The organism is Kitasatospora sp. NEAU-69, from assembly GCF_057158765.1.
Genome location: NZ_JBWXUE010000006.1, coordinates 92,105 through 115,534 on the forward strand (window position 1 = coordinate 92,105; position 23,430 = coordinate 115,534).

At 73.2% G+C, this 23,430-nt stretch carries 22 protein-coding genes; 12 read left to right on the forward strand and 10 right to left on the reverse strand.

The window, feature by feature from the left end; genetic code table 11:
* Positions 1-52: 52 nt before the first annotated feature.
* The 8 genes from AC060L_RS09215 to AC060L_RS09250 all read left to right on the forward strand — a co-directional run bounded on the left by AC060L_RS09215 (position 53) and on the right by AC060L_RS09250 (position 7,284).
* The gene (locus AC060L_RS09215) at positions 53-1,030 is read left to right on the forward strand and encodes a DUF4129 domain-containing protein (protein ID WP_483798104.1); all 978 of its coding nucleotides are present in this window, start codon (positions 53-55) and stop codon (positions 1,028-1,030) included.
* Positions 1,030-1,650: a hypothetical protein gene (locus AC060L_RS09220; RefSeq protein WP_483798105.1), complete on the forward strand. Its 621-nt coding sequence runs from the start codon at positions 1,030-1,032 to the stop codon at positions 1,648-1,650. The genes AC060L_RS09215 and AC060L_RS09220 overlap by 1 nt, the downstream gene beginning before the upstream one ends.
* Before the next feature lie 294 nt (positions 1,651-1,944).
* Positions 1,945-2,841, forward strand: coding sequence for a DUF4129 domain-containing protein (locus AC060L_RS09225; protein WP_483798106.1), 897 nt, complete (start codon positions 1,945-1,947; stop codon positions 2,839-2,841).
* Positions 2,841-3,377 carry a hypothetical protein gene (locus AC060L_RS09230; RefSeq protein ID WP_483798107.1) on the forward strand — a complete coding sequence of 179 codons (537 nt, stop codon included), beginning with the start codon at positions 2,841-2,843 and terminating at the stop codon, positions 3,375-3,377. The genes AC060L_RS09225 and AC060L_RS09230 overlap by 1 nt, the downstream gene beginning before the upstream one ends.
* Before the next feature lie 54 nt (positions 3,378-3,431).
* Positions 3,432-4,514 (forward strand): AAA family ATPase, encoded by a 1,083-nt coding sequence (locus AC060L_RS09235; protein ID WP_483798108.1) that lies wholly within the window; start codon positions 3,432-3,434, stop codon positions 4,512-4,514.
* Positions 4,511-5,854 carry a DUF58 domain-containing protein gene (locus AC060L_RS09240; protein ID WP_483798109.1) on the forward strand — a complete coding sequence of 448 codons (1,344 nt, stop codon included), beginning with the start codon at positions 4,511-4,513 and terminating at the stop codon, positions 5,852-5,854. Before AC060L_RS09235 ends, AC060L_RS09240 begins: the two co-directional genes overlap by 4 nt.
* Complete coding sequence (locus AC060L_RS09245) at positions 5,851-6,471, forward strand: hypothetical protein (RefSeq protein ID WP_483798110.1); 621 nt, start codon at positions 5,851-5,853, stop codon at positions 6,469-6,471. The genes AC060L_RS09240 and AC060L_RS09245 overlap by 4 nt, the downstream gene beginning before the upstream one ends.
* Positions 6,472-6,639: 168 nt before the next feature.
* Complete coding sequence (locus tag AC060L_RS09250; protein ID WP_483798111.1) at positions 6,640-7,284, forward strand: class I SAM-dependent methyltransferase; 645 nt, start codon at positions 6,640-6,642, stop codon at positions 7,282-7,284.
* A 16-nt stretch (positions 7,285-7,300) separates the two neighbouring features.
* Here the strand turns inward: AC060L_RS09250 and AC060L_RS09255 are convergent, their stop codons facing one another.
* Both AC060L_RS09255 and AC060L_RS09260 read right to left on the reverse strand, forming a co-directional pair.
* Positions 7,301-7,852, reverse strand: coding sequence for a GNAT family N-acetyltransferase (locus AC060L_RS09255; RefSeq protein ID WP_483798112.1), 552 nt, complete (start codon positions 7,850-7,852; stop codon positions 7,301-7,303).
* 31 nt (positions 7,853-7,883) lie between these two features.
* Positions 7,884-8,153, reverse strand: a complete 270-nt coding sequence (locus AC060L_RS09260; RefSeq protein WP_483798256.1) for an ArsR/SmtB family transcription factor — start codon at positions 8,151-8,153, stop codon at positions 7,884-7,886.
* Positions 8,154-8,370: 217 nt separating this feature from the next.
* On the opposite strand from AC060L_RS09260, the gene AC060L_RS09265 reads away from it, so the two are divergent.
* Positions 8,371-9,357 (forward strand): quinone oxidoreductase family protein, encoded by a 987-nt coding sequence (locus AC060L_RS09265; RefSeq protein ID WP_483798257.1) that lies wholly within the window; start codon positions 8,371-8,373, stop codon positions 9,355-9,357.
* Between the two features lie 7 nt (positions 9,358-9,364).
* Here AC060L_RS09265 and AC060L_RS09270 read toward each other — a convergent pair whose 3' ends face one another.
* The gene (locus AC060L_RS09270) at positions 9,365-9,517 is read right to left on the reverse strand and encodes a hypothetical protein (RefSeq protein ID WP_483798113.1); all 153 of its coding nucleotides are present in this window, start codon (positions 9,515-9,517) and stop codon (positions 9,365-9,367) included.
* Positions 9,518-9,607: 90 nt separating this feature from the next.
* Between AC060L_RS09270 and AC060L_RS09275 the strand changes: the two genes are divergently transcribed.
* Positions 9,608-12,466: an NACHT domain-containing protein gene (locus AC060L_RS09275; protein ID WP_483798114.1), complete on the forward strand. Its 2,859-nt coding sequence runs from the start codon at positions 9,608-9,610 to the stop codon at positions 12,464-12,466.
* On the opposite strand, the gene AC060L_RS09280 is transcribed toward AC060L_RS09275, so the two are convergent.
* Complete coding sequence (locus AC060L_RS09280; RefSeq protein ID WP_483798115.1) at positions 12,457-14,805, reverse strand: HelD family protein; 2,349 nt, start codon at positions 14,803-14,805, stop codon at positions 12,457-12,459. The genes AC060L_RS09275 and AC060L_RS09280 overlap by 10 nt on opposite strands.
* A 391-nt stretch (positions 14,806-15,196) precedes the next feature.
* On the opposite strand from AC060L_RS09280, the gene AC060L_RS09285 reads away from it, so the two are divergent.
* Both AC060L_RS09285 and AC060L_RS09290 read left to right on the forward strand, forming a co-directional pair.
* Entirely contained in the window at positions 15,197-16,174 is a 978-nt protein-coding gene (locus AC060L_RS09285) for a GlxA family transcriptional regulator (RefSeq protein ID WP_483798116.1), read from the forward strand.
* 1 nt (position 16,175) lies between these two features.
* Positions 16,176-16,799 carry a DJ-1/PfpI family protein gene (locus AC060L_RS09290; RefSeq protein WP_483798117.1) on the forward strand — a complete coding sequence of 208 codons (624 nt, stop codon included), beginning with the start codon at positions 16,176-16,178 and terminating at the stop codon, positions 16,797-16,799.
* Here AC060L_RS09290 and AC060L_RS09295 read toward each other — a convergent pair whose 3' ends face one another.
* The 6 genes from AC060L_RS09295 to AC060L_RS09320 all read right to left on the reverse strand — a co-directional run bounded on the left by AC060L_RS09295 (position 16,800) and on the right by AC060L_RS09320 (position 22,974).
* A complete protein-coding gene (locus AC060L_RS09295) occupies positions 16,800-17,891 on the reverse strand; it encodes an NAD(P)-dependent oxidoreductase (RefSeq protein ID WP_483798118.1) in 1,092 nt (363 codons plus the stop codon).
* An 8-nt stretch (positions 17,892-17,899) separates the two neighbouring features.
* Positions 17,900-19,147, reverse strand: a complete 1,248-nt coding sequence (locus AC060L_RS09300) for a styrene monooxygenase/indole monooxygenase family protein (protein WP_483798119.1) — start codon at positions 19,145-19,147, stop codon at positions 17,900-17,902.
* A 60-nt stretch (positions 19,148-19,207) separates the two neighbouring features.
* Positions 19,208-19,813, reverse strand: coding sequence for a GTP-binding protein (locus tag AC060L_RS09305; RefSeq protein ID WP_483798120.1), 606 nt, complete (start codon positions 19,811-19,813; stop codon positions 19,208-19,210).
* Between the two features lie 112 nt (positions 19,814-19,925).
* Positions 19,926-20,387 carry a DUF742 domain-containing protein gene (locus AC060L_RS09310; RefSeq protein WP_483798258.1) on the reverse strand — a complete coding sequence of 154 codons (462 nt, stop codon included), beginning with the start codon at positions 20,385-20,387 and terminating at the stop codon, positions 19,926-19,928.
* 98 nt (positions 20,388-20,485) lie between these two features.
* Entirely contained in the window at positions 20,486-21,022 is a 537-nt protein-coding gene (locus AC060L_RS09315) for a roadblock/LC7 domain-containing protein (RefSeq protein WP_483798121.1), read from the reverse strand.
* Positions 21,019-22,974 (reverse strand): sensor histidine kinase, encoded by a 1,956-nt coding sequence (locus tag AC060L_RS09320; RefSeq protein ID WP_483798122.1) that lies wholly within the window; start codon positions 22,972-22,974, stop codon positions 21,019-21,021. The genes AC060L_RS09315 and AC060L_RS09320 overlap by 4 nt, the downstream gene beginning before the upstream one ends.
* Positions 22,975-23,430: the final 456 nt, after the last annotated feature.

The window sequence follows — 23,430 nt, forward strand, 5'->3', positions numbered from 1 at the left end:
GCGCGGGGGGAGACCCGCGCAGGCCGCGTGTTGTACGGGGGGACGTTCTGCGATGACCGGACCGGAGGAGCCCGCCGCCCCCGAGGAGCCGCATGCTCGCGCCGCGCTGCGGCCCGCGCTGGCTGTGCTTGCGGTGGCCGGGCTGGCGTTCGGGGCGTTGGTGCTGCGGCCGGGGCATGGGCTGCTGGGGGGCAAGGGACCGCTGACCGATCAGTTCGGGCTGGTGATCGTGCTGTCGCTGGCCTGGCTGGTGACGGTCGGCCGGGTCTTCCAGTACTACCGTGCCGGGGCGCGCCACCGGATGGACCTGCCGCCGCGCGCCGACCGGCTCAAGGACGCCGCGCTGCGCCTGCTGCCCGGCGCCGCGCTCGTGATGCCCGTGTTGCTGGTCGTCGGCTACACCTGGCAGAACGCCAAGCAGCCGGACCTCCCGCCGGACGCAGGTCTGACGTCGTCCCCGACGCCGTCCCCGACGCCCTCGTTCACTGCCGGTCCCCGCCCGGAGCCCGCCGAGCGCCGGACCGACCTGGTGGCCCACCTGGCGCTGCTCATCGAGATCGGCGCGGTGCTCGCCGTGCTGGTGGCCGTCGTGCTGATCTGGCGCTCGCTGCGCCGGTACCGGCCACGGCACGGCGGCGGGCCGGTGGAGCGCGGGCGGCTGGACCGGCTCGGCGAGCAGGAGCTGGCCGAGGCGATCGCCTCGGCGCGCCGGGCGCTGCACGGGGACGACGCCCGCGCTGCCGTGATCGCCTGCTACGCCGCCATGGAGGACTCCCTCGCCGCCTCCGGCGTCGAACGCCTGATCGCCGACAGCCCCACCGACCTGCTGGAGCGCGCCGTCGCCACCGGCACCGTCCGCCCGAGCGACGCGGGCACGCTCACCGCGCTCTTCCGTGAGGCCCGCTTCTCCCGCCACCCGATGGGCGCCACCCACCTCAGCCGGGCCAGGGCGGCGCTCGACGCCATCGCCGAACACCTCGAACAGCGGGCGGCCGAGGAACCGACGGAGACGACGGAGGCGAGGGCCTGATGGACCGACGGTCGAGCCGCGCACTGAACCCGACCAGCTACGCAACCGCGCTGGGCACCCCGCAGGCGCACACCACCGGGGCGCTGGCCTCGGCAGGCGCGGACGATCGTCGTGCCGAAGGCACCGGCGGCCCGGAGGAGCGGCACGGCACGGCCCGGCACACCCTCACCGTGCTCGGCGGCGTCGCGCTGGCCGTCGAGATCGCACTGGGACTCTCGGCCGGCCTGTCCGGGCTCGCCGCCGGGGCCGCGCTGCTCGGCAGCACCGCCCTGCTCACCGGCCGGTACGTGTTCGGCGCCGGGGCCGAGGACGGCGGCTACCGGCGGCGCCCCCGGCTGATGGCGAGCCGGCACCCCGGACTCGGCGAGTGGTACTGGACCACCCGCAACGGCCTGGACAAGGACGGCTTCCAGCACCCGCTGCGCCCACAGCTCCAACGCCTGTACGCGGCCCGGCTCTCCGAGCGGTACGCCGTCTCGCTCTTCGCCGAGCCGGAGCGCGCCGCCGGGCTGGTCGGTCCGACGGCCTGGCCGTGGGTCGCCCCGGACCACCCGGCCCCCGCGCCCAGCATCACGCTGCCGGTGCTGACCATGCTGGTCGAGCGGCTCGAAGCACTCTGAGATGGCATCCGGTCCGTGGTTCCGCGCCTGCCGCCGTCGCCCTGGGTCCGGGGTGGCCGCGAGGCGAAACGTCTTGATACGAATTCTTGACGCCCCCCGCGCAGCCGTGGTCCCGGCCGCTGTGCCAAGCTCGCTCCTGGCGGGCCGTCACCATCATGCGGGCGGACCCGTATGGGGGGAGTGACACGAATGTCGGCATCGGACTCTTCGCAGGCGCAGCGTGCTCCGGAACCGGAGCCGTCGCCGTCCGGGGGTCATCCGGGCGGGGTGGACGGGAGAGCCGGGACGGCCGGCTTGCGCCGGTGGCTGCCGGTCGTCGCGGTGGCCGCGCTGGTCCTCGCCGCGCTCGTCCTGCACCCGGCCGGTGGTCGGCTGGCCGGCACCGGCGCGCCGCTGTACGGCAGGTTCGGCCTGGTGCTGCTGCTGGGCATCGGCTGGCTGTTCCTCGCCGAGCGGCAGTTCCGGTACTTCCGCGGCCAGGTCGGCCATCTGACCGGCCTGACGCCACGGGCCGAACGGCTGAAGGACGCCGCGCTGCGACTGCTCCCGGCGATGGCGGTGGGGGTGCCGCTCGCGATGCTGGCGCTGCAGCACGACTGGCGGTTCCATCCGCCCAAGGTGCACCTCGCCGGATCGCCGCCCGCCGCCCGTCAGCCGCTGCCGAAGGCCGGGGACGGAGTGCCGGGCGAGAACCTGCTGACCGTGATCGTCGAGGTGGCCGCGCTGCTGGCGCTGCTGGCCGGGCTGGTGGCGGTGCTGCTGGCGCTGCGTCGCCTGCTGCGCCGGCGGGCGGAGCAGACGCCGCCGCTCCTCGTGCCCCGGACCGGGCTCGGCGAGCAGGAGCTGGCCGAGGCGATCGCCTCCGCGCGCCGGGCGCTGCACGGGGACGACGCCCGCGCCGCCGTGATCGCCTGCTACGCCGCCATGGAGGACTCCCTCGCCGCCTCCGGCATCGAACGCCTGATCGCCGACAGCCCCACCGACCTGCTGGAGCGCGCCGTCGCCACCGGCACCGTCCGCCCGAGCGACGCCGGCACACTCACCGCACTCTTCCGCGAAGCCCGCTTCTCCCGCCACCCCATGGGCGCCACCCACCTCAGCCGCGCCCGCGCCGCACTCGACGCCATCGCCGAGCACCTCGAACAGCGAGCGGCCGAGGAACCGACGGAAACGACGGAGGCGAGGGCCTGATGAGCCGGAACTCGAGTCTCACCACCCCGGCAGCGGAGCCGAGCACACCACCGGCGCAGCCCGGTTCGGTGCGCCATGTGCTGGTCACGCTCGGCCAGTTGGTCCCGATCGCGCTGGTGCTGCTGGCCCTGGCGGGCGGCTGGCCCGGACTCGGCGTCGGCCTCGCGCTGTTCGGCGGCGCCGCGCTGCTGACCGCGCGGTACGTGGCCGGCGCCGGCGCCGAGGACCGCACCACCCGGCGGCGCAGCAAGCTGCTGACCAGCCGCGAGCCGAGCCTGGCCGACTGGTACTGGACCGTCCGCAACGGCCTGAACGGCGAGGACCCGCCGCACCCGCTGCGTCCACGACTGCGCCGCCTCTACGCCGCCAAGCTCTCCGAGCGCCACGACGTCTCGCTGTTCACCCAGCCCGACCGGGCCGCCGCACTCGTCGGCCCCGAGGTCTGGCCGTGGCTGGATCCGGACGCGCCCGGCGCCGGGGACGCGCTGTCGCCGCCGGTGCTGGCCATGCTGGTCGACCGGCTCGAAGCGCTCTGACCGACCTGACGAACGACCTTGTCTATCTGATCCCATCCCTTCTGTGAGGCCCCTGTGACGACCGAGACGAACGAGACGGCCGAGACCCTGACACCGCAGCAGGCCGGCACGCTCGCCCGCGACGTGCTCGACGAGATCGGGCGGGCCGTGGTCGGCAAGCCCGAGGCGCTCGAACTCGTGATGCTCGGCGTGCTGGCCGGCGGGCACATCCTGATCGAGGACCTGCCCGGGCTCGGCAAGACGCTGCTGGCCCGCTCCTTCGCCGGCGCGCTCGGGCTGGAGTTCCGGCGGATCCAGTTCACCCCCGACCTGCTGCCCTCGGACGTCTCCGGCGCGCCGATCTACGACCAGCGCAGCGGCGAGATGGTGTTCCGGCCCGGTCCGATCTTCACCCACCTGCTGCTCGCCGACGAGATCAACCGGACGCCGCCGAAGACGCAGGCCGCGCTGCTGGAGGCGATGGCCGAGGCCCAGGTCTCGATCGACGGCACCACCCGGAAGCTGCCCGACCCGTTCGTGGTGATCGCCACCGCCAACCCGATCGAGTACGAGGGCACCTACTCGCTGCCCGAAGCGCAGCTGGACCGGTTCCTGCTGCGGGTCCGGATGGGCTACCTGGCACCGGAGTTGGAGTCTTCGATGCTCCGCGCCCGGCTCGACCGGGCGACGCCCGAGCCGACCGTGCGCGCGCTCTCCACGCCGGCCCGGGTCCTTGCGATGCGCGCCGCGCTGGAGCAGGTGGAGGTGGCCGACGACCTGGTCGAGTACATCATCGCGCTGATCACCGCGACCCGCACGCACCCGCAGATCGAGGTCGGCGCCTCGCCGCGCGGCGGTCTGGCGCTGGTCCAACTCGCCCGGGCCCGCGCCGTGCTGGACGGCCGCGACTACCTGACGCCGGAGGACGTCAAGTCGGTCGCGGTGCCCGCGCTGGCGCACCGGGTGACGCTCAAGCCGGAGCTCTGGGTGCGCCAGGTGGCGGCGGACGACGTGCTGGCCCGGCTGGTGGCGGAGGTTCCGACGCCGCAGACGGTGCCACGGGCCGCGCAGCCGTCGGCGGCAGCTGCGACGTCAGCGACACCTGCGACGTCAGGGGCGCCTGCGGCGCAGACCGTGCCGGCTGACGTCCGCTCATGACCGCGTCGTCACCCCTCAGCGCGCCGTCCACCCCGAAGTCCGTGGCCGACCCGGAGTCCGTGGCCGACCCGGCGGACGTCACCCCGCCGGTGCCCGGCTGGCGGGCCGGCGAGCGGACGCTGCGGCTGCTGACCGTCGCGGTGGTGGCCGCCGCGGCCGCGCTGCTCAGCGGCGAGCCGTGGCTGCTCGCGGTGGCGGCCGGCCCGGTGGTGCTGCTCGCGCTCGCCGCTCCCGGGCGCAGCCGTCCGACCGAGGTGGTGGCCGAGGCGGACGCCGCGCCGCGCCGCTGCTTCGAGGGCGACCTGATCACCGTGCGGGCCACCGTGCGGCACGACGGCGAGATCGGACGGCTGGAGCCCCGGTTCGTCCCCGGCCCCGGGCTGCGGCTGGTCGCCGAGCGGGTCGGCCCGGACGCGGTCGAGCTGGACCTGGCGGCCGACCGCTGGGGCCGCTGGAGCCTGGGCACGCTCGACCTCGACGTCTACGACACCGGCGGCCTGAGCCGGCGCACCGAGCGGGTCGCGCTCGGCGAGGCCGAGGTGTTCCCGGTGCCGACCGGCTCCACGCTCTCGCCGATCCCGGTCCGGCTGCCCGCGCGGCTCGGCGAGCACGCAACCCGGCAGAGCGGCGAGGGGGTCGAGGTGGTCGGGGTCCGCCCGCACGTCTTCGGCGAGCGCCAGCGCCGGATCCACTGGCCGTCCACCACGCGGCGCGGCAGCATCCAGCTCAACGAGTTCACCGCCGAGCGGGCCGCCGACACGGTGATGCTGATCGACGCGCTCGGCGACTTCCGCGACCCGGTCAGCGGCGCGTCCACGCTGGACGAGACGGTTCGGGCCGCGGCCGGCCTGACCCGCGCCTACCTGCGCCTGCACGACCGGATCGGTGTCGTGTCGATCGGCGGCAGCACCCGGTGGCTGCGCGCCGGGACCGGCGAGCGGCAGTTCTACCGGATCGTGGAAAGCGTGCTGGAGGTCCGCAAGGACCTCGGCTACCGCACTCCCGACCTGCAACGGCTGCCACCGGCGGCGCTGCCCACCGGCGCGCTGGTCTACGCGTTCACGCCGCTGGCCGACCAGCGGGTGCTGGACGTGCTCGCCGACCTGGCCGACCGGGGCAGCGCGCTCGTCGTGGTGGAGGTCCCGACCGGCGATCCGGACGTCGAACCGGACGACCAGGTGGGCCAGTTGGCGTTGCGACTGTGGCGCGCGGACCGGGACGCGATGCGCTTCGCGCTGCGCAACCGGGGCATCCCGGTGGTGACCCACACCCCTGGCGAGTCGCTGGACCTGGCGCTCGCTCCGCTGCTGCGCAGCCGGATCCATGGGAGGACTCGTTGACCAGCTCCACCACAGCGCCCGGCGCGGGCACGTCGTCCGAGTCGCCTGCGCCGACCGCGCCGCCCGCACCGACCACACTGGCCTCGCGGGTGCGCGGGTGGTCGCTGCCGGAGCGCGCGTTCGGGATCGCGCTCGCGGCGGTCGCCTGCGGGCCGGTGCGCCACGGCGGCGCCGCGCTGGACGCGGTGCCGCTCGTGCTCGCCGCCGGCTTCGGCTGCTGGGCCGGGCCGCCGGTGACCGATCCGTGGAAGATGACCTCCGCCCGGCTGCTCGTCCGGCTCTCCCGCCACCGCAACACCGCGCTCGCCGTCGTCGCCGTGGTGCTGGGCGCGCTCGGCCGGCCCTCGGGCTGGGCGGCCGCGGCGGACGTCACGCTGCTGCTCGGCTACCTGCTCTACGTGGACGCACGTGGCACCGCCCGGGGCACCCGGCTGGCCGGCCCGCGCGCCGCGCTCGCGGCCTGCGCCGCGTCGGCGCTGGTGCTGGCCGCGGCGCTGCTGCCCGGCCACAGCTCGGACGCGGCCCGGCTGCTGGCCACAGTCGGGGTGGCGGTGGCCGCGCTCGCGGTGGGCGTGACGCTCTGGGAGCGGCGGCCGGAGGCGCCCGACAGGTCCTGACAAGACGCTTCGCCCGGGCCGCAGTTGAACATGGCGGGCCCCGCTACCACAGGCCAGTACCATCGGGGCCGGATCCTCGCGATCCGGCCCCGATGTCGTACCCCGGCCGTAGCGTGGTCGCAACGCACCGCCGGGTTCAGCCAGTTGAGCGAAGGGTCTGCCAGCAGCATGGAACCGCCGCACCATCCCACCACGCCGTCGCTCCACCCGCTCCCCCGCGATCCGGCCCACTGGGACGACTACAACACCGCGCAGCGCGACCGCGCCGTCCGGCCGCTCTGCGAGGAGGTCCTGCTGCTGGCCGGCCCCGGCGACGGGCGCACGGCCATCGACCTCGGCTGTGGCATCGGCCGGGAGACCGACGCCATGCTGCGCGCCGGATGGTGGACGCACGCGGTGGACTTCGCCCCCGACACCGCGGGCCGGGTGCGCGCCAACACCCGCCCACAGGACCATGATCGGCTCACCGTCGAGACGGCCTCGTTCACCGACCTGTGCTCGGTGCCGCACGCGGACCTGATCCACGCCGGCTTCTCGCTGCCGTACATCGGGCCGGACGAATTCGCCAGGCTCTGGGGGCTGCTGCGGCTCGCGCTGCGTCCCGGCGGCTGGATCGCGGTCAACCTCTTCGGGGTCCGCGACTCCTGGGCCGACCAGCCCGGCCACACCTTCCTGACCGTCGATGCGGCACGCCAACTCTTCGACGGCCTGCAGCTGTTGCGCTTCAGCGAGATCGAGATGGACGGCCCGTCGTTCAGCGAGGAGCAGAAGCACTGGCACCGGTTCGACGCGATCGCCCGCCGTCCGGTCTGAGTCCCCGCAGCCGCCGCTACTCCGCAGCGGCCCAGGTGGCAGCCGGCTCCGGTCCGGCGAAGCAGTGCACGGGCACCAGCCGGCCCGGCCCCCACCGCTGATCGACCGTCACGAACCGCTGCCACCCGAGGCGTTCATAGAGTCCGATCGCCTCCGCGCCGGTCGTCACGACGTCGAGCACCGGCTGCAGCCGCCAGGCGTGCGCCTGCCGGACGGCCGCCGCGAGCAGGCGGGCGCCGAGCCGGTGCCCGCGCGCGGCGGGTGCGACGAAGAGCCGACCGACCGCGCCGGCCTGGTCCGCCGTACGCCCCTCGGCGAGGCCGGCCCACTCCTCGCCCGCCGAGGAGCCCGAGCCGCGGCAGAGCAGCACATGCCCGACCACGGCACCGGCGCCGTCCGTACTCTCCACCGCCACCCAGCCGGCCAGCTGATCCGAGTCCGTCAGCCAGCGGACCGGGTCGGCCGGCCACTCCTGCGGGTAGCCGTCGGCCCGGTGGACGGCGCGCAGCGCGTCCGCGCATGCCTCGAGATCGGCCGACCGGCGTCGTCGTACGGTGAATTCGCGCATGGTCGCAGCCTGCTTGCTCCCCCGCATCCGGTCAACCACGCAGGGCGAGGTCGAGCAGGCCCGGGAACCGCGCGTCCACCTCGGCGCGGCGCAGCCGGTTCACCCGTCTGGGTCCGGCGTCACGCTGCTCGATCAGCCCCGCCGACCGCAGCACCGCGAAGTGGTGGCTCAGCGCCGCCTTCCCGACCGGGACGTCGAAGCTGCCGCAGGTGCGCTCCCAGTCCGCCGACGCGGCCAGCTGACGGACGATCATGAGCCGCACCGGATCGGCGAGGGCGGTGAACACCTCCTGCACCGACACGTGCTGCGGATGGGTGTGCTCGGGCTCCGCGCGGTGGCTTCGCCGGCCCTGGCTCTGGTCCTGCTGACTCTGCTGGTTCTGCTGGTTCTGCTGCTCGTCCACGATCGTCGGCTCCCGATCTCCCCTTGCCCAATGTACGAGTTTCTTCGTACTATCAAAGTGTTCGGTCTGCATTGAACAGTCGAACACAGCTGACACTCTACGAGGGATGGCCATCATGCGCGCGATCGTGGTGAACGAGTTCGGCGGCCCCGAGGTCCTGAAGCCGACCGAGGTGGCGGCGCCCGAGCCGGGGCCGGGCCAGGTGTCCATCGATGTCGCGTACGCCGGCGTCAACTTCGCCGAGATCAAGGCCCGCGCCGGTGGCTACCGGGTGGAGTCGCTGCCGTTCGTCCCCGGCCTGGAGGTCTCGGGGCGGATCCGCGCCGTCGGCGCCGGCGTGGACGAGCGGTCCGGGCTGCGCGTCGGCCGGCCGGTCACCGCGTTCACCGGCTTCGGCGGGTACGCCGAGGTCGCCGTCGCCGATGCCACCACCGTCTTCGTGCTCGACGACGCCATCTCGCTGCGCACCGCCGCCGCGCTGCCGACCGTGCTGCCCACCGCGCACGCGCTGCTGCACGAGGTCGGCCGACTGCGCGCCGGCGAGAGCGTGCTGGTCCAGGGCGCGGCCGGCGGCGTCGGCGGAGTGGTCGGCCAGCTCGCCCGGCTGGCCGGTGCGGGGCGGGTGTTCGGCGTCGTCTCCAGCGAGGCGAAGGCCGAGTACGCGCTGAAGCACGGGTACGACGAGGTCTTCGTCGGCGACGACTTCAGCACGCCCGTCCGGCTGGCCACCGCCGGGCGGGGCGTCGATCTCGTGCTGGACGCGGTCGGCGGCGAGACCCACCGGCAGAGCCTCGCCTCACTGGCCACCTTCGGCCGCCAGATCTCCTTCGGCAACGCGAGCGGCGACGCCCCCTGGCAGGTCGGCCAGGCCGACCTGATGCCGGGCCACTCGGTCGCCGGCCTCTCGGTCTTCAGCCTCGCCGCCACCGACCCGCAGGCCCTGCGCGACATCGCCGAGCGCGCCTTCGCCCTGGTCGCGAACGGCGAGGTGGACCCGCTGATCAGCGCCGAACTCCCGCTCACCGAGGCGGCCGAGGCCCACCGCCTGATCGAGAGCCGGGGCACCACCGGCAAGCTGCTGCTGCGCGTCGCGGGCGAGTGACGGCACCTCAGCTCCCGGTCTGACGCCGGAGCGCCGCGAGCAGCATCCGCAGCACGGCCCGCGCGGCACTGCGCCGCGCGGGCTGCCGCGACCAGACGGCGGGCAACACCACGCCGAGCAGCACGGTGGTGACGACGAGGGCGGAGAGCAGGAGCAGCACGACGGCCTCCGGGATGTGCGACCTGGACGAGACAGGTCGAATCTGCCGGATCCCGTGTTCACCGGTGTTCGACTGAACGATGATGAACGCGTGGATCAACTCTCCCTGAGCGCACGGGCGGCACTGACCCTGCTGGGCGAGCAGCTACAGCGACTGCGCACGCAGCGCGATCTGAGCGTCGATCAGCTGGTCGCGAGGACGGCGCTCAGCCGGACCACCGTCAGCCAGGCCCTCAACGGCTCGGCCATCCCGTCCGAGCGCACGCTGACGCTGCTGGCCCAGACCCTGCGGACGCCCGTCGAGCCGCTGCTGCGGCTGCACCGGATCGTCGTCGCGAAGCCCGCCGGCCCGGCCGGCGCCGACGCCGAGTTCGAGGCCCGCTACCTGCGGTACGTGGTCAACCGGCACAACCGGCTCGACATCATCGGCCTGGACCTCAGCCGCCCCGACCGGGCCCGCTGGCCGCTCGACACGGCGTATCTGAGCCTGGAGCTTGCGACGGCACCGGAGTTCGGCCCACACGGCGATCACGGGGAAGAGCTGACCTCCGTCCGGGTCCAGCGCGCGGAGGAGGCGATCGCAGGGCGGGAGAGAGTGCTGGTCCGTGGCCTGGCCGGCAGCGGGAAGAGCACCCTTTTGCAGTGGCTCGCATGCTGCGCCGCCGACAACGAACTCCCGCCCGAGCTTGAGCATCTGAACGGGCGCATTCCCTTCCTGCTGCCACTGCGCACCCTGACCCGACGCAGCACGCTTCCCGCCGCCGAAGACTTCCTCGGCAGTCTCGACAGCCCGCTCGCCCTGACCCAGCCTGCGGGTTGGGCCGACCGGGTGCTCGCCGACGGCCGGGGCATGATCCTGCTCGACGGCGTCGATGAGGTGCCACAGACCGAACAGGCCCGCACATACCGCTGGTTGGAGGAGCTGCTTGCGGCGTATCCACGCGCCTTCTACGCGATCACCACGCGTCCGTCCGCCGTCGAGGAGGGTTGGCTGACCAGCGACCGCTTCATCGAGCTGACGGTACGTCCGATGAACACTCGCGACGTCGCCGTCTTCGTGGAGCGCTGGCACGAGGCGGCGCGTGCCGATGCCAGTCGCGAAGAGGCTGTGCGCCTGGACGAGTTGGAGGAGCAGCTCAAGGACACCGTGCGCGCCCAGCGCGACCTCGCCCAGCTCGCCACCACTCCGTTGCTCTGCGCCCTGGTCTGCGCGCTCAACCGGGACCGCCGTGGCCACCTGCCGCACGGCCGGATGGCGCTCTATGCGGCAGCGCTTTCGATGCTGATGATCCGACGCGACCACGAACGGGACATCCGAGCCCCCGAGGGCGTCACGCTGGACGAGCGGCAGAGCATCCAGCTCCTGCAACGCCTCGCCTGGTGGATGATCCGCAACGGCCAGACCGAAGCCGAGCGCGCGGACGCCGAGCACGAGATCGCCGCCGCGCTGCCGGCGATGCCGGCCGTGGCCGCACAGGGGGATGCCGGCCCGGTGCTGGACCACCTGATCGCGCGCACCGGCCTGCTGCGCCAACCGACCGCCGAGACAGTTGACTTCGTCCACCGCACCTTCCAGGACTACCTCGGCGCGAAGGCCGCGGTGGAGTCCCGCGACTTCGGGCTGCTCGGCAAGCACGCGAGCGACGAGCAGTGGGAGGACGTGCTGCGGATCGCCGTCGCCCACGCCCGGCCGGACGAAGCGGCACGGATCGTAAGGAAGTTGCTGGACCGGGGTGACAAGGTCGCCAAGCACCGCACCCGGTTGCACCTGCTGGCGGCGGCCGGCCTGGGGCTGGCAACGGAGATGGAGCCGGGGGTGCGGGCGGAGGTCGAAGAGCGCCTGGCAGCACTGCTCCCGCCCCGGTCACTCCGGCAGGCAGAGCAGTTGGCGGCCTGCGGGCCGATCGTGCTCGATCTGCTGCCCGGACCCGCGGGGCTCACCGACCGGGAGATGAGCTACGTCGCACGCACGGCACTCATGATCGGCGGTGAACCGGCCCTGCCGTTCCTGAAGCGGTTCCGTGACCTGCCGGGTGCGGCGCTCTGGAGTCAGCTCGGCTACGGGATGGAGGTACAGCTTCTCGACCCGGCCGAGTACTCCCGCGAGATCCTGGCCCACTGTCCCGGAGACGGCAGAGTCTTCGTGAGCAACGTCGAACAGCTACGCGCCATCCCTGCTGCGCGGAACTTCCCGGCCGTAACCCTCGGCGGAGCGTTCGAGGCTGCGGAGATCCTCGAAACCCCGCAGCTACAGCTGAGAACCGACCTGCACATATACAACAACCCAGCGCTCACCGATATCGACTTCCTCAACCAGTGCCCCCAGCTCACCAGCCTCGGCATCGTCGAGTGCGACCAGGTCACGGACCTTTCCCCACTGCGCAAGCCCCCGCTCACGAGGCTCAATCTGAGCCTCCACGAGTCTGTCGACCTGTCGGTTCTCCAGCTCCTGAACGGCCTCACCCAGCTGATCCTGCAGCGACCGATCGCGTACCCGGAGCTGCGCCGACTGCCGGTCACGGATGACCTCACCGAGATCCACCTGCTGTCGGACTCCCTGGAACGGACCAGCCTCGACGGCATCAGTCGCTGGCAGCAGCTCCACAGCCTCTCCCTTCCGCTGGAGTGCACGCAGGACCTCACGGAACTCAAGTCTCTCCCGCGCCTTCGGAACCTCTCGCTGGGCATCCCTCAGAGCCGTCTTGTGAGTTGTTTCCCCAGCATCACGTCCCTCAGCCTCTACCGAGCCACCGAGGACCTGGAACTCGCCCACATCCCGAAGCTCTTCCCGGCCCTGCGCAAGCTCACCATCAGCTATCTCCTCCCCACCGACACCGCCGACCTCTCCCCCCTCGCCGCCCTCCCCGACCTCACCATCGAGGTCTGGGGCGACTGCACCGTCCTCGGCACCGATGCGTTCGCCCCAGGCCAGGTGAAGCACTACCCCTGACGCGGCTCCAGGCCCGTCAGCATCTCCGGCAGGTCGCGGCTGTGAATGACCCCGAGGCTCTTCGTCGCACGCGTGAGTGCGACGTAGAGGTCGTTCACGCCGCGGGTGTGCGCCGCGAGGATCTCGGTGGGCTCCACGACGAGGACGGCGTCGAACTCGAGTCCCTTCGCCTGCGCGGCCGTCATCAGGACGACCGGCGAGTCCAGCGCCGACGGGCCGTCGGCGAGGGTGGCGACGCCGGCCAACCCGGCCAGCTCGTCGGCCAGTTCCTCCGGCCAGGCCGGTGCGTGGATGACCGCCAGCCGGCCGCCGTCCAGTGCCGCGATCTCCTTCTCGACGGCGGCCCGCAGCGCCGGGCCTCGGCCGTCCTCCGGGATCCGCAGGCTCCAGGGGGTGACTGTGCCGCTGCGCACTGCGGTCGGGGCGCTGAGCGCCGGGTCGACGGCCCGCAGGACGCCCTCGGTGACCCGCATGATCTCGGCCGGGGTCCGGTAGTTGATGGTGAGCTCCACCGTGCGCCAGCGGCCCGCCGTGTACTCGTCGAGCGCCTCGCTCCAGGAGCTCAGCCCGGCCGGCGCGCCGGTCTGCGCGAGGTCGCCGACGATCGTCATGGACCGGCCCGGGCAGCGGCGGGTCAGCAACCGCCAGTCCATGGCGGAGAGTTCCTGCGCCTCGTCCACGATCACATGCCCGAAGCCCCAGGTCCGGTCCTCGACCGCGCGCTCGGCCAGCGGCCGGAGCGCCTCCTCGCCGCGGTACTGGCGTGCCAGCATCTGCGCGTCCATCTCGGCCAGCCCGACACCGAAGTCGTCGAGGACGATCTTCGCGAACTCCAACTCAGCCGCTTCGGCGGCGCGTTCGGCCCGGCGGGAGGCGGAGCCGCCGGGCAGCGGGCCGAGCAGTTCGGCGGCCTCGTCGAGCAGCGGAACGTCCGCGGTGGTCCAGACGGCAGCTGCCTGCTGGGCGCCGCCCGGCTGTTCGCGCTGCAGGGTGGCGCGCTGCAGGGTCGCACGCTCGGCCTCGGTGAAGTCCGGCATGGCGCTCGCCCGCAGCTCCGGGGAGGTGAACAGTGCGGTGACCAGCTGCTCCGGGGTCAGCCGCGGCCACAGCTTCTCGACCACGGCCTGGAAGTCGGGCTCCTCGACGAGCCCGTCGGCGATGATCACCACGTCGTCCAGGTCCATGTCCGCGTCCCGGTCGCGGGCGATCCGCAGCGCCAGCTCCGAGGAGAGCCGCTCGACCAGTGCGGCCCGGGCCTGGTGGTGGGGCTCGCCGCTCTTGTGCGCGGCGCGGTGCGCCCGCTCGCAGAGCGCCCGGCTGAGCAGGAGCTCCTCCCGGTGGGCCGACCTCCGGCCCACCGTGATGGTCCACTCGGTCTCCGGCAGCTGCCGGTGTCCCTCCAGCGCGGCGGCGAGCACCTGCGCCATCCGGGCATCGCCCTTGACGGCGGCCGCCTCGGGCGTCTCCGTGTCGGTGCCGGTGACGCCCGGGTAGAGCTCGCCGATGCTGCTCAGCACGACCTCGCTCTCGCCGAGCGCGGGGAGCACCTGGTCGATGTAGCGCAGGAACGCCGTGTTCGGCCCGATCACCAGCACGCCGCGCTTGGCCAGCCGGTCACGGTGGGTGTAGAGCAGGTACGCGGCGCGATGCAGGGCGACCACGGTCTTTCCGGTGCCCGGACCGCCCTGCACCACCAGCACGCCGCCGAGCTCGGAGCGGATCACCCGGTCCTGCTCGGCCTGGATGGTGGAGACGATGTCGCCCATCCGTCCGGTCCGGGCCGCCGTCAGTGAGGCGAGCAGCGCGCCCTCGCCACTGAGGTGAGAGCCGGCGCCGGCGCCGGACCCTGAGCCCTCCCCGCCCTGCGACGCGCTCACGCCGAAGGCGTCGTCATCGAAGTCGACGACGGTCCGGCCCTTGCTGCGCAGGTGCCGGCGCGCCGCCACGCCGCCCGGCTCGGCGGGGGTCGCCCGGTAGAACGGCTCGGCGGCCGGCGCGCGCCAGTCGGTCAGCACCGGCTCGTACTCCTCGTCCGCCAGGGCGATCCGGCCGATGTACCGCCGCTCGCCGTCGGCGTCGTCGATCCGGCCGAAGCAGAGCCCGTACTCGGCGGCGTGCAGCTCCGAGAGCCGGCGGACGTAGTGGATCTCCAGCGTGTCGCGCTCCATCCGGGACTGGCTCGTGCCGCCCCTGTCCTGCCGGTGCAGCTCGCGCAGCCGGGCCGTCGCGAGTGCGCGCTGCGCTTCGAGGCGGTCGTACAGCTCGCCGACGTACGCGTTCTCCGCTCGCAGCTCCGCGCTCCGCCAGTCGTTGAGTTCGGACGAGGACGTGGGGACCATGAGTTACTCCATTGACTCAGAAATCTCAATTACTCGAACAATTGAGCGCAGCGGTAGAACGAACCCTATGCGCAGCAGGCGCCCGGACCCGACCACCGCTGGTGTTTCACGGCATTTCCCGGCCCGACCCCCATCTCTCATTTCCGCAGGCTCCGGCCCTCGGCCGACAATTCTGCGGCACCACCAGGGCCTTGCCACAAGCCCCCCGGTGCGCTATATGGTGGAAGTGGCGGGGGGTGCTTTTTCTGCTTTCCCTCGAATCCCGCGAAGCCGGCTCGATGCCAGGCGCTGCCAGGCGCTGCCAGGCGCTGCCAGGCGACGGCGGCCGATGGCAGGAATCGTCAGGTGTCTGTCATTGCGGCCATGATCCAGCACAGACCACGATGGACGGGTGACCGCCCGACGCATCGTCTTCGCCATCTACCCGGACTTCCAGATCCTCGATCTGACCGGGCCGCACGAGGTTTTCACGCAGGTCGCGCGCCGGGTCGGCGGGCTGGTCATCGAGACGGTGGCTGCGGCGCCGGGGCCGGTCGGCTCGACCGGGGGGCTCGCGGTCTCGCCCACCAGGACCATCGAGGAGGCCGGCGGGGCCATCGACACGCTGATCGCCGTCGGTGGCCAGGGCGTGCTGCGGGCGTGTGAGGACGAGCGCTTCCTCGCGTGGTTCCGGCAGGCGGCCGGCCGCGCACGGCGGACTGCCTCGGTCTGCAGCGGGGCGTTCCTGCTCGCCGAGGCCGGGCTGCTGGACGGACGGCGCGCGGCCACCCACTGGGCCCGGTGCGCGGAGCTCGCGCAGCGGTATCCGCGGGTCACGGTCGATCCGGACCCGATCTTCATCCGGGACGGCGACGTCTGGACCTCCGCCGGGATCACCGCCGGCCTCGACCTGGCCCTCGCGATGGCCGAGGCGGACCACGGACCCGAACTCTCCCGCGAGGTCGCCCGGCAGCTCGTCATGTTCGTCCAACGGCCCGGCGGTCAGGAGCAGTTCAGCCGACAGCTGGCCGCCCAGCGGCCGGCCCGGGCGCCACTGCGCGAGCTCCAGGACTGGATCACCGACCATCTCGACGCCGACCTCAGCGTGCCGGCACTGGCTGGGCGGGCCGCGATGAGCGAGCGCAACTTCGCCCGGGTGTTCCGGGCCGAGACCGGCTGCACCCCGGCCGCGTACGTGGAGCGGGCGCGGATCGAGGCCGCGCGCCGGCTGCTGGAGACGACCGGCTCCGGGGTCGAGTCGGTGGCGCGCAACTGCGGGTTCGGCACGGTCGAGACCCTGCACCGCAGCTTCAAACGGATCGTCCGGGTCACGCCGGCCGAGTACCGGACCCGGTTCTCTTCAAGAATGCCAAGGAAGAAGGAAGACTGACATGCGTATCGCCATCCCGCTCTTCGACGACTTCACCGCCCTCGATGCCGTCGGGCCCTACGAGGTGCTGCGCCGGCTGCCGGAGGCCGAGGTCGTCTTCACCGCCGCCAGCACCGGTGTGGTCCGCGGCGGGGCCGGATCGCTCGGGCTCACCGCGGACGCTGCGTTCGCGGAAGTCGGCTCGGCCGACGTCCTGCTCGTCCCCGGCGGCTACGGAACGCAGCGGCACACGGCCGACGAGGAACTGCTCGACTGGATCCGCCGGATCCACGCGACGGCCGAATGGACCACCTCGGTGTGCACCGGTTCGCTGCTGCTCGGCGCGGCCGGGCTGCTCGACGGCCTGCGGGCCACCACGCACTGGGCCAGCGTCGGGCTGCTGGAGGCCTACGGCGCCACCTACACCGCCGAGCGGGTCGTGGTGCAGGGCCGGACGATCACCGCGGCCGGGGTCTCGGCCGGGATCGACATGGCGCTCACGCTGGCCGAGCTGATCGCCGGACGCACGGTCGCGGAGGCGATCCAGCTGCAGATCGAGTACGACCCGCAGCCGCCGTTCGACTCCGGCTCGTACGCGAAGGCCTCGCAGGCGGCCAAGGACTACCTGGCCGGCCAGCGGCCCTAGTCAGACCGTCGGGACGCCGTCCGGGCGGCCGGCCAGCAGGGCGGCGAGGTGGTCCGCGCAGCTCAGGGCGGCCGTCAGCATCGCACCGCGGGTCATGCCGGCCACGTGCGGGGTGAGCAGGGCGTTCGGCAGGCCGAAGAGCGGGGAGCGGAAGGCCGCGTGCTCGTGGGCGAAGGTGTCGATGGCGGCCGCAGCGAGCGGGTGGGCGGGGTCGGCGAGCGCCTCGGCCAGCGCGGTCTCGTCCACGATGCCGCCGCGCGCGGTGTTCAGCAGGATCGCCCCCGGGCGCATCAGCGCCAGCTCGGCGCGGCCGAGCAGGCCCCGGGTCCGCTCGGTGAGCGGGACGTGCAGCGAGACCACGTCGCTGGTGGCGAGCAGGGTGGCCAGCGAGTCGACCGAGCGGAGGTCCGCGGGCGGGCGACGGGCCTGCGAGGTACGGGCGAGCGCCTGGACGGACATGCCCAGCGCGCCGGCCCGGTCGGCGAACGCGCGGCCGATCCGGCCCAACCCGACCACGCCCACGGCGAGTTCGGCGAGCGAGCGGGACGGCCCTGGGCTCTGCCAGTGACCCGCGTGGCAGGCGGAGTCGAGGCTCGGCAGGTCCCGAACGAGGGCCAGCAGCTGGGCCAGCGCGAACTCGGCGACGGCGACGGCGTTGGAGCCCGGCGTGTGGGTGACCAGAACGCCGCGGCGGGCGGCCGCGGGCAGCTCGACGTGGTCCGTCCCGGCGCCCGCGCGGCCGACCACCCGCAGCGGGTGCGCCAGAGCCGGCGAGGTGGCCGCGGCGAGGAAGCCGTCGCGCAGCGGGTAGCCGCCGCGGGACTTGACGGCGTCGTAGCCGATCCCGTCGCGGACCACGGCCGCGGTCAACTCCGGCTCGGCGAAGGGGTCGAAGTCGGTGAAGGCGACCCGTCCGGACCAGGCGGCGCGCACCCGGCCGCGATCGGCGTCCGGGGTCCGGCGCAGGTTCAGCGTGACGGCCAGTCCGTGGCCGAGCAGCCGGGCCAGCTCCTGGTCCAGCAGGTCGTCGGGCGCGGCGTCCAGCAGCAGTACGCGCGGTGCGACCGTGCCGCTGCTGGACGCCGTCGTCATCGGGCCGCTCAGCCCTCGACCGGCGCGGGCGCGACCGAGGCGAGGTAGGCGCCGGCCTTCTCCGGGTCGTAGAACCAGTTCTCGAAGTCCGCCGGGTTGTCGAAGCCGTTCGCGAACCGGTTGGCGACGGGCGGCAGTTGGCCGGCGGCACCGATCAGGTTCAGCACGTGCTCCGGCGGCGGCGCGAGCATCGCGTTGGTCCACTTGGTGACGTGCTGGGCGGAGTCCCAGTAGCGGTCGAAGGCGGCCTGCATGAAGGCGCGGTCGAAGGGCTGGTCGCCGTGCGCCAGGATCGCCTGGAGGTAGACGGCGGCGCACTTCGCGGCGTTGTTGGACCCCTGGCCGGTGATCGGGTCGTTCGCGACCACCACGTCGGCGACGCCCAGCACCAGCCCGCCGCTGGGGAGTTCACCGATCGGGTAGCGCACGACGGGGGCGTAGCGGCCGGCCAGCGTGGCGCCGGCGTCGGTGAGCTCGACGCCCGCGCGGGTGCGGTCGTACTCCCAGGGGGTGAAGGTCTTCATCAGGTCCAGCGTGACCCGCAGGTGCTCGACCGGGTCCTTGACGTCGCCGAAGGCGTCCAGCGGGCCGCCGGGGATGCCCTCCCAGAAGAGGATGTCGCAGTCGCCGCTGGTGGTCAGCGCGGGGATCACAAAGAGCTCGCCGACACCGGGCACCAGGTTGCAGCGCACCGCGCGGAACTCGTGCTCCGGGCGCGGGGCGAGGCCGTGCACGTAGGAGACGGCGAGCGCGCGCTGCGGCGTCTCGTACGGCGAGCGGGAGGCGTCGCGGCCGAACATCGAGACCAGCTCGCCCTTGCCGGCGGCGACCAGCACGAGGTCGTAGGTGCGGGCGAAGTAGTCCAGGTCGGAGACGGCCACGCCGTGCACCACGACCTGGCCGCCGCGCTGCGCGAAGGTCTCCAGCCAGCCGGACATCTTGACCCGCTGGTCCACCGACTGCGCGTAGCCGTCGAGGCGGCCGACCCAGTCGATCACTCTGGCCGATTCGGGCCCGGTGACCGAGACGCCGAGGCCCTCGACCTTCGGCGCCTCGTCCTCCCAGAAGTTGAGGTCCAGCGCGCGCTCGTGGCCCAGCGCGGTGTCGAACATGCACTGGGTGGAGAGGACCCGGCCGCCGCGGATCTCGTCGGCGGTGCGGTTGGTCATCACCGTGACGTCGTAGCCGTTGGCCTGAAGGCCCAGTGCGAGCTGGAGCCCGGCCTGTCCGGCGCCGACTATCAGAATCTTGCGCATCGCTGCTGCCTGCCTTCTTGCTAGTGAACTCAGCCGAGCCGAGGGTGGGGTGATGATGGATCAGACGGCCGTGACGGCCGGCTCGGCGGCCAGCGCGTGCAGCACGAGCGCGGTGAGCACCTCGACGGTGGAGGCGCGCTGCCGGGCGTCGCAGAGCAGGACCGGGATGTGCTCCGGGATGGCGAGCGAGTCGCGGACGGCCTCGGCCGAGTAGACCGGTGCGCCGTCGAACTGGTTGACGGCGATCACGAACGGCAGCCCGCTGCCCTCGAAGTAGTCCAGGGCGGGGAACGAGTCGGCCAGTCGGCGGGTGTCGGCTAGCACCACCGCACCGACCGCGCCGCGCACCAGGTCGTCCCACATGAACCAGAACCGGCCCTGGCCGGGCGTGCCGAACAGGTAGAGCACCAGGTCGGATTCGAGGCTGATCCGGCCGAAGTCCATCGCCACCGTGGTGGAGGTCTTGGCCGGGACCGCGGCGGTGTCGTCGATGCCGACGCTCGCCTCGGTCATCACCGCCTCGGTGGTGAGCGGCGGGATCTCGGAGACCGAGCGGACGAACGTGGTCTTGCCCACGCCGAAGCCGCCCGCCACCACGATCTTGGTCGAGGTGGCGGAACCGGCGACCAGCGGGACACCGGGGGGAATGACCGTGTTGCCAGACATGTGTGACGATCCATCAGATATGCTGCTACGGGAGCTGCTGTCGTGCCGGGGTCCGGGCTGGGACCCACCGTGCCGGGCCCCCTGCGGAGGGCCGAGCTCGGCGGGACCGTGCTCAGAGCTTGCGAAGTCCACCCAGCACCCTCTCCAGCAGCACCCGCTTGGCCCCCGGCAGCTCGTCGAGCGAGGACTCGTCGGCCGAGTCCGCGCCGTGCACCCGGATCCGGCCCTGGTCGGCGAGGTCGCTGACCAGCACCTTGACCACTCCGAGCGGGATCCGCAGCAGCGCCGAGATCTCCGCGATCGAGCGCATCTGGCCACGGCAGACGTCGCAGATCGCGGCCAGCTCCGGCAGCGTGCGGTCGGCCGGGTCGGCCGGCCGGTTCAGCGCCGACACCAGGGTCTCGACCAGCAGCACGCGGCCGAACCTGGTCCGGCCACGGGTGATCGCGTACGGGCGCACCCGGGAGGAACGCCCCTGGCCGGGGCGGGCGGCGTCGGTCCGCCGGCTGTGCCGGGCGGTACCGGGAGCGGTCGCTCCACCGGAACTCAGGCTGATGCCGGCGGTGCCGGACATGCTTCCCACCTCCACGAGGTCATTGGACAGGTTGGGCGAGCGGTCAGTGCGTAGCGGGTCGGCGTGCAGCGGGTCGGCGTGCAGTGCGTCGTCAGGGGTCATCGGACGGCCATCGCGCGGTGCAGCTCGCTGCGCACCTGGGGTGTCAGCGCATGGCCGGCGCGCTCGACGAGCAGCGCCATCTGGTAGGCGAGGACGCCCAGATCGCAGCTGAGCGCGGCGTAGACGCCGAGGCAGGAGCCGTCGCTGATGGCCATCACGACCAGGTGGCCGTCGTTCATGGTCACCATGGTCTGCTTGACGCCGCCGTACTCGATCGCCCGGGCCAGGCCGCCCGCGAGGCTGGTCAGCGCCGAGACGATGGCGGAGAGCTCCTCGGCGCGCCTGCCCTGCTGGGAGTCGGCCAGCAGCAGGCCGTCCGAGGAGACCACCACGGCGTCCTCGACGCCGGCGACCGAGCCGAGGAAGTCGCCGAGCAGCCAGCGGACGTTCATCGCCCCCTGGCTGGCCGGTGCCTGCACGGGGGCCGCCGCGGTGCCGGTGACGGCCGGCGGGGTCGCGAAACCGCCCTGCGATACGGGCGACCCGGCGTCACCGGGGTTGCGCCAGGCGGAGCTGGAGTCGAAGTCGGTCATCGGTCCTGTCCCTCGGCGGACTCGCGGGCCGCCTGGCGCAGCCCGCTCTGGAAGCCACCGAGTCTGCGGCGCAGCTCCTCGGCGGAGGTACGGGAGCGGGGCGCGGTGGGGGCGGCGGTGGGGGCGGGCGTGGCGGGGTCCGCACTGGCGGCGGGCCCGGCCGTCTGGCTGGGTATGGCACGGAGCATCACGGTGTCCGAGGACTCGGCGGCGATCCGGCGCAGGCCGGAGGTCGGCGCCTCCCCGGTGCCCGGCAGCCCGCCGCCGCTCGGCACCCGGCGCGGCAGGCCGAGCTCGGTGACCGGGCCGGCGGGCGCGGCAGGCACCGGACCGGTGGCCGCCGCGTCGGGGGCGGGCGCAGGGACGGGCGCAGGGACGGGCGCAGGGACGGGGGCGGAAGGCTCGGCAACCGGGGCGGGTGCGGCAACCGGCGCAGACTCGGCGTCAGTTGCCGCAGCCGCGCCCGCCGGCTTACGCCGGGGCAGCGCGGGCAGCGCCGCATCCGGGGCCACCTCGCCCCGCCACGCCTGCTGTGCCGACGGCCGGCCACCGTCCCGGCCGCCGTCGCGCTGCGGGGGCAGCACCGCGGCCGCCTCGGCAGCCTCCGCCGCCTGCTCCGCCGCGAGCCGGGCCTGCTCGGCGGCCTGCGCCGCCGTCCGCTCGGCCCGGCGCTGGTCGTCCAGGTCCGTTGTGGTGACGCCGTCCTGGTGCAGCGCCTCGCGCGGCAGCACCACCATCGCGGTGATGCCGCCGCCCTGGGCGTTCTCCCGCAGCTGCACCCGGATGTCGTGCCGACGGGCCAGCCGGGCCACCACGAACAGGCCCATGCTGCGCCCGCTGAGCGCGCCGGCCAGCAGCGCGTCGCGCCGGTCGGCGCTCGGCTCGGCCGGCTCGGAGAGCTGGTCGTTGAGCGCGCGCAGCCGCTCGGCCGGCAGGCCGATGCCGCGGTCGGTGACCGAGACCATCACCTCGCCGTTGTCCAGCAGCCAGCCGCCGATCTCGACCTGCTCCTGCGGCGGCGAGAACGCGGTGGCGTTCTCCAGCAGTTCCGCGAGCAGGTGGCTGCTGTCGTCGGCGACCGCGCCGCTGAGGCGGACGGCGGCCAGGAACCCGAGCTTGACCCGCTCGTAGCGCTCGATCTCGGAGACCGCGGCGCGCACGACGTCCAGCAGCGTGACGGTCTTGCGGCTGCGCTGGCTGTTCTCCAGCCCCGCGAGCAGCAGCATGTTCTCGCTGTTGCGGCGCATCCGGGTGGCCAGGTGGTCGAGCCGGAACAGGCTCTCCAGCTGCGCCGAGTCGGACTCGCGGCCCTCCAGCGCCTCGATCAGCACGAGTTGGCGCTCGACCAGGGTCAGCGTGCGCATCGCGAGGTTGACGAAGGTGGCGTCCACGCTGCCGACCAGCTCGTCGCGCTCCTTGGCCAGACCGTCCCGCTCGGCGAGCAACAGCTCGCACTCGCGCAGCAGTTCCTCCATCCGCTGGGCGCTTTGGCCCTGGGCGGAGCCGAGTTCGCTCCACTCGCGGGTCAACTCAAGGTGCTGGCGCTGGAGTTCCTCGTGCTGGCGGGCCAGCAGCTGGCGCTCGACGAGCTGCGCCTGCGCCTTGTCGGCTTGCGCGTCGCGCTCGGCGACCAGCGCGTTGCGCTCCTCCAGCAGCCCGGCGCGCTCGTCCAGCAGCGCCGCGAGGTTGCGGGTGGCGAGGTCACGGGCCTGCTCCAGCGGACGGGCGGTGACCCGGCGGACCACCACCGCGGTACCGCCGAGCAGCACCACGCCTGCGGCGGCACCGGCGGCCCAGAACCCACCGGCGCTGCCGTTGGCGGCATTGCCGCAGAGCGCGGTCAGCGCCGGCAGCGTGATCAGGGGTCCGGCGAGGCGGCGCGGGAGCCGGCCGGCCGGCACCCGGACCGGGCGGCGGCGCGCGGGCTTCTGACGCGCGATCCTTCTACGCAACGGTGCTCTCAATCTCGTCGCCTCAAGCAACCGAGCCCGATCCTGGCCCCGGTTCTTACTCTCTGGAAGACGGCCGCACCCCGTTCCGCCGCTCACACGGAACAAGAGTGAATCGCAGATCACGCCCCAAAAACAAGATCAACTATAATCGCTGCATTGTCGGATCATCCACACCAGGTTCAGCCCGGCCCACATCTCCGCAGGTCACCAATGCATCACTGACCGTCAAGCGGCGACTGCGGAGATCGGAATGTGACGGAGATCTCAGATATCCCGAGCCGGATAATTCCCGAATAGTGGAACGCCGTTGGCTTCCCTTACGCACCCTTGACGGATACTCACCAGTAACAATTGGCGAAGCCAACCGGTGGCGCCGACCAGCGGGCCCAGGGGGGGGGGGGGGGGAGGGAAAAAAAAGAGAGAAAGGGAAGTCGCGACAACGACAAGTACTCGCCG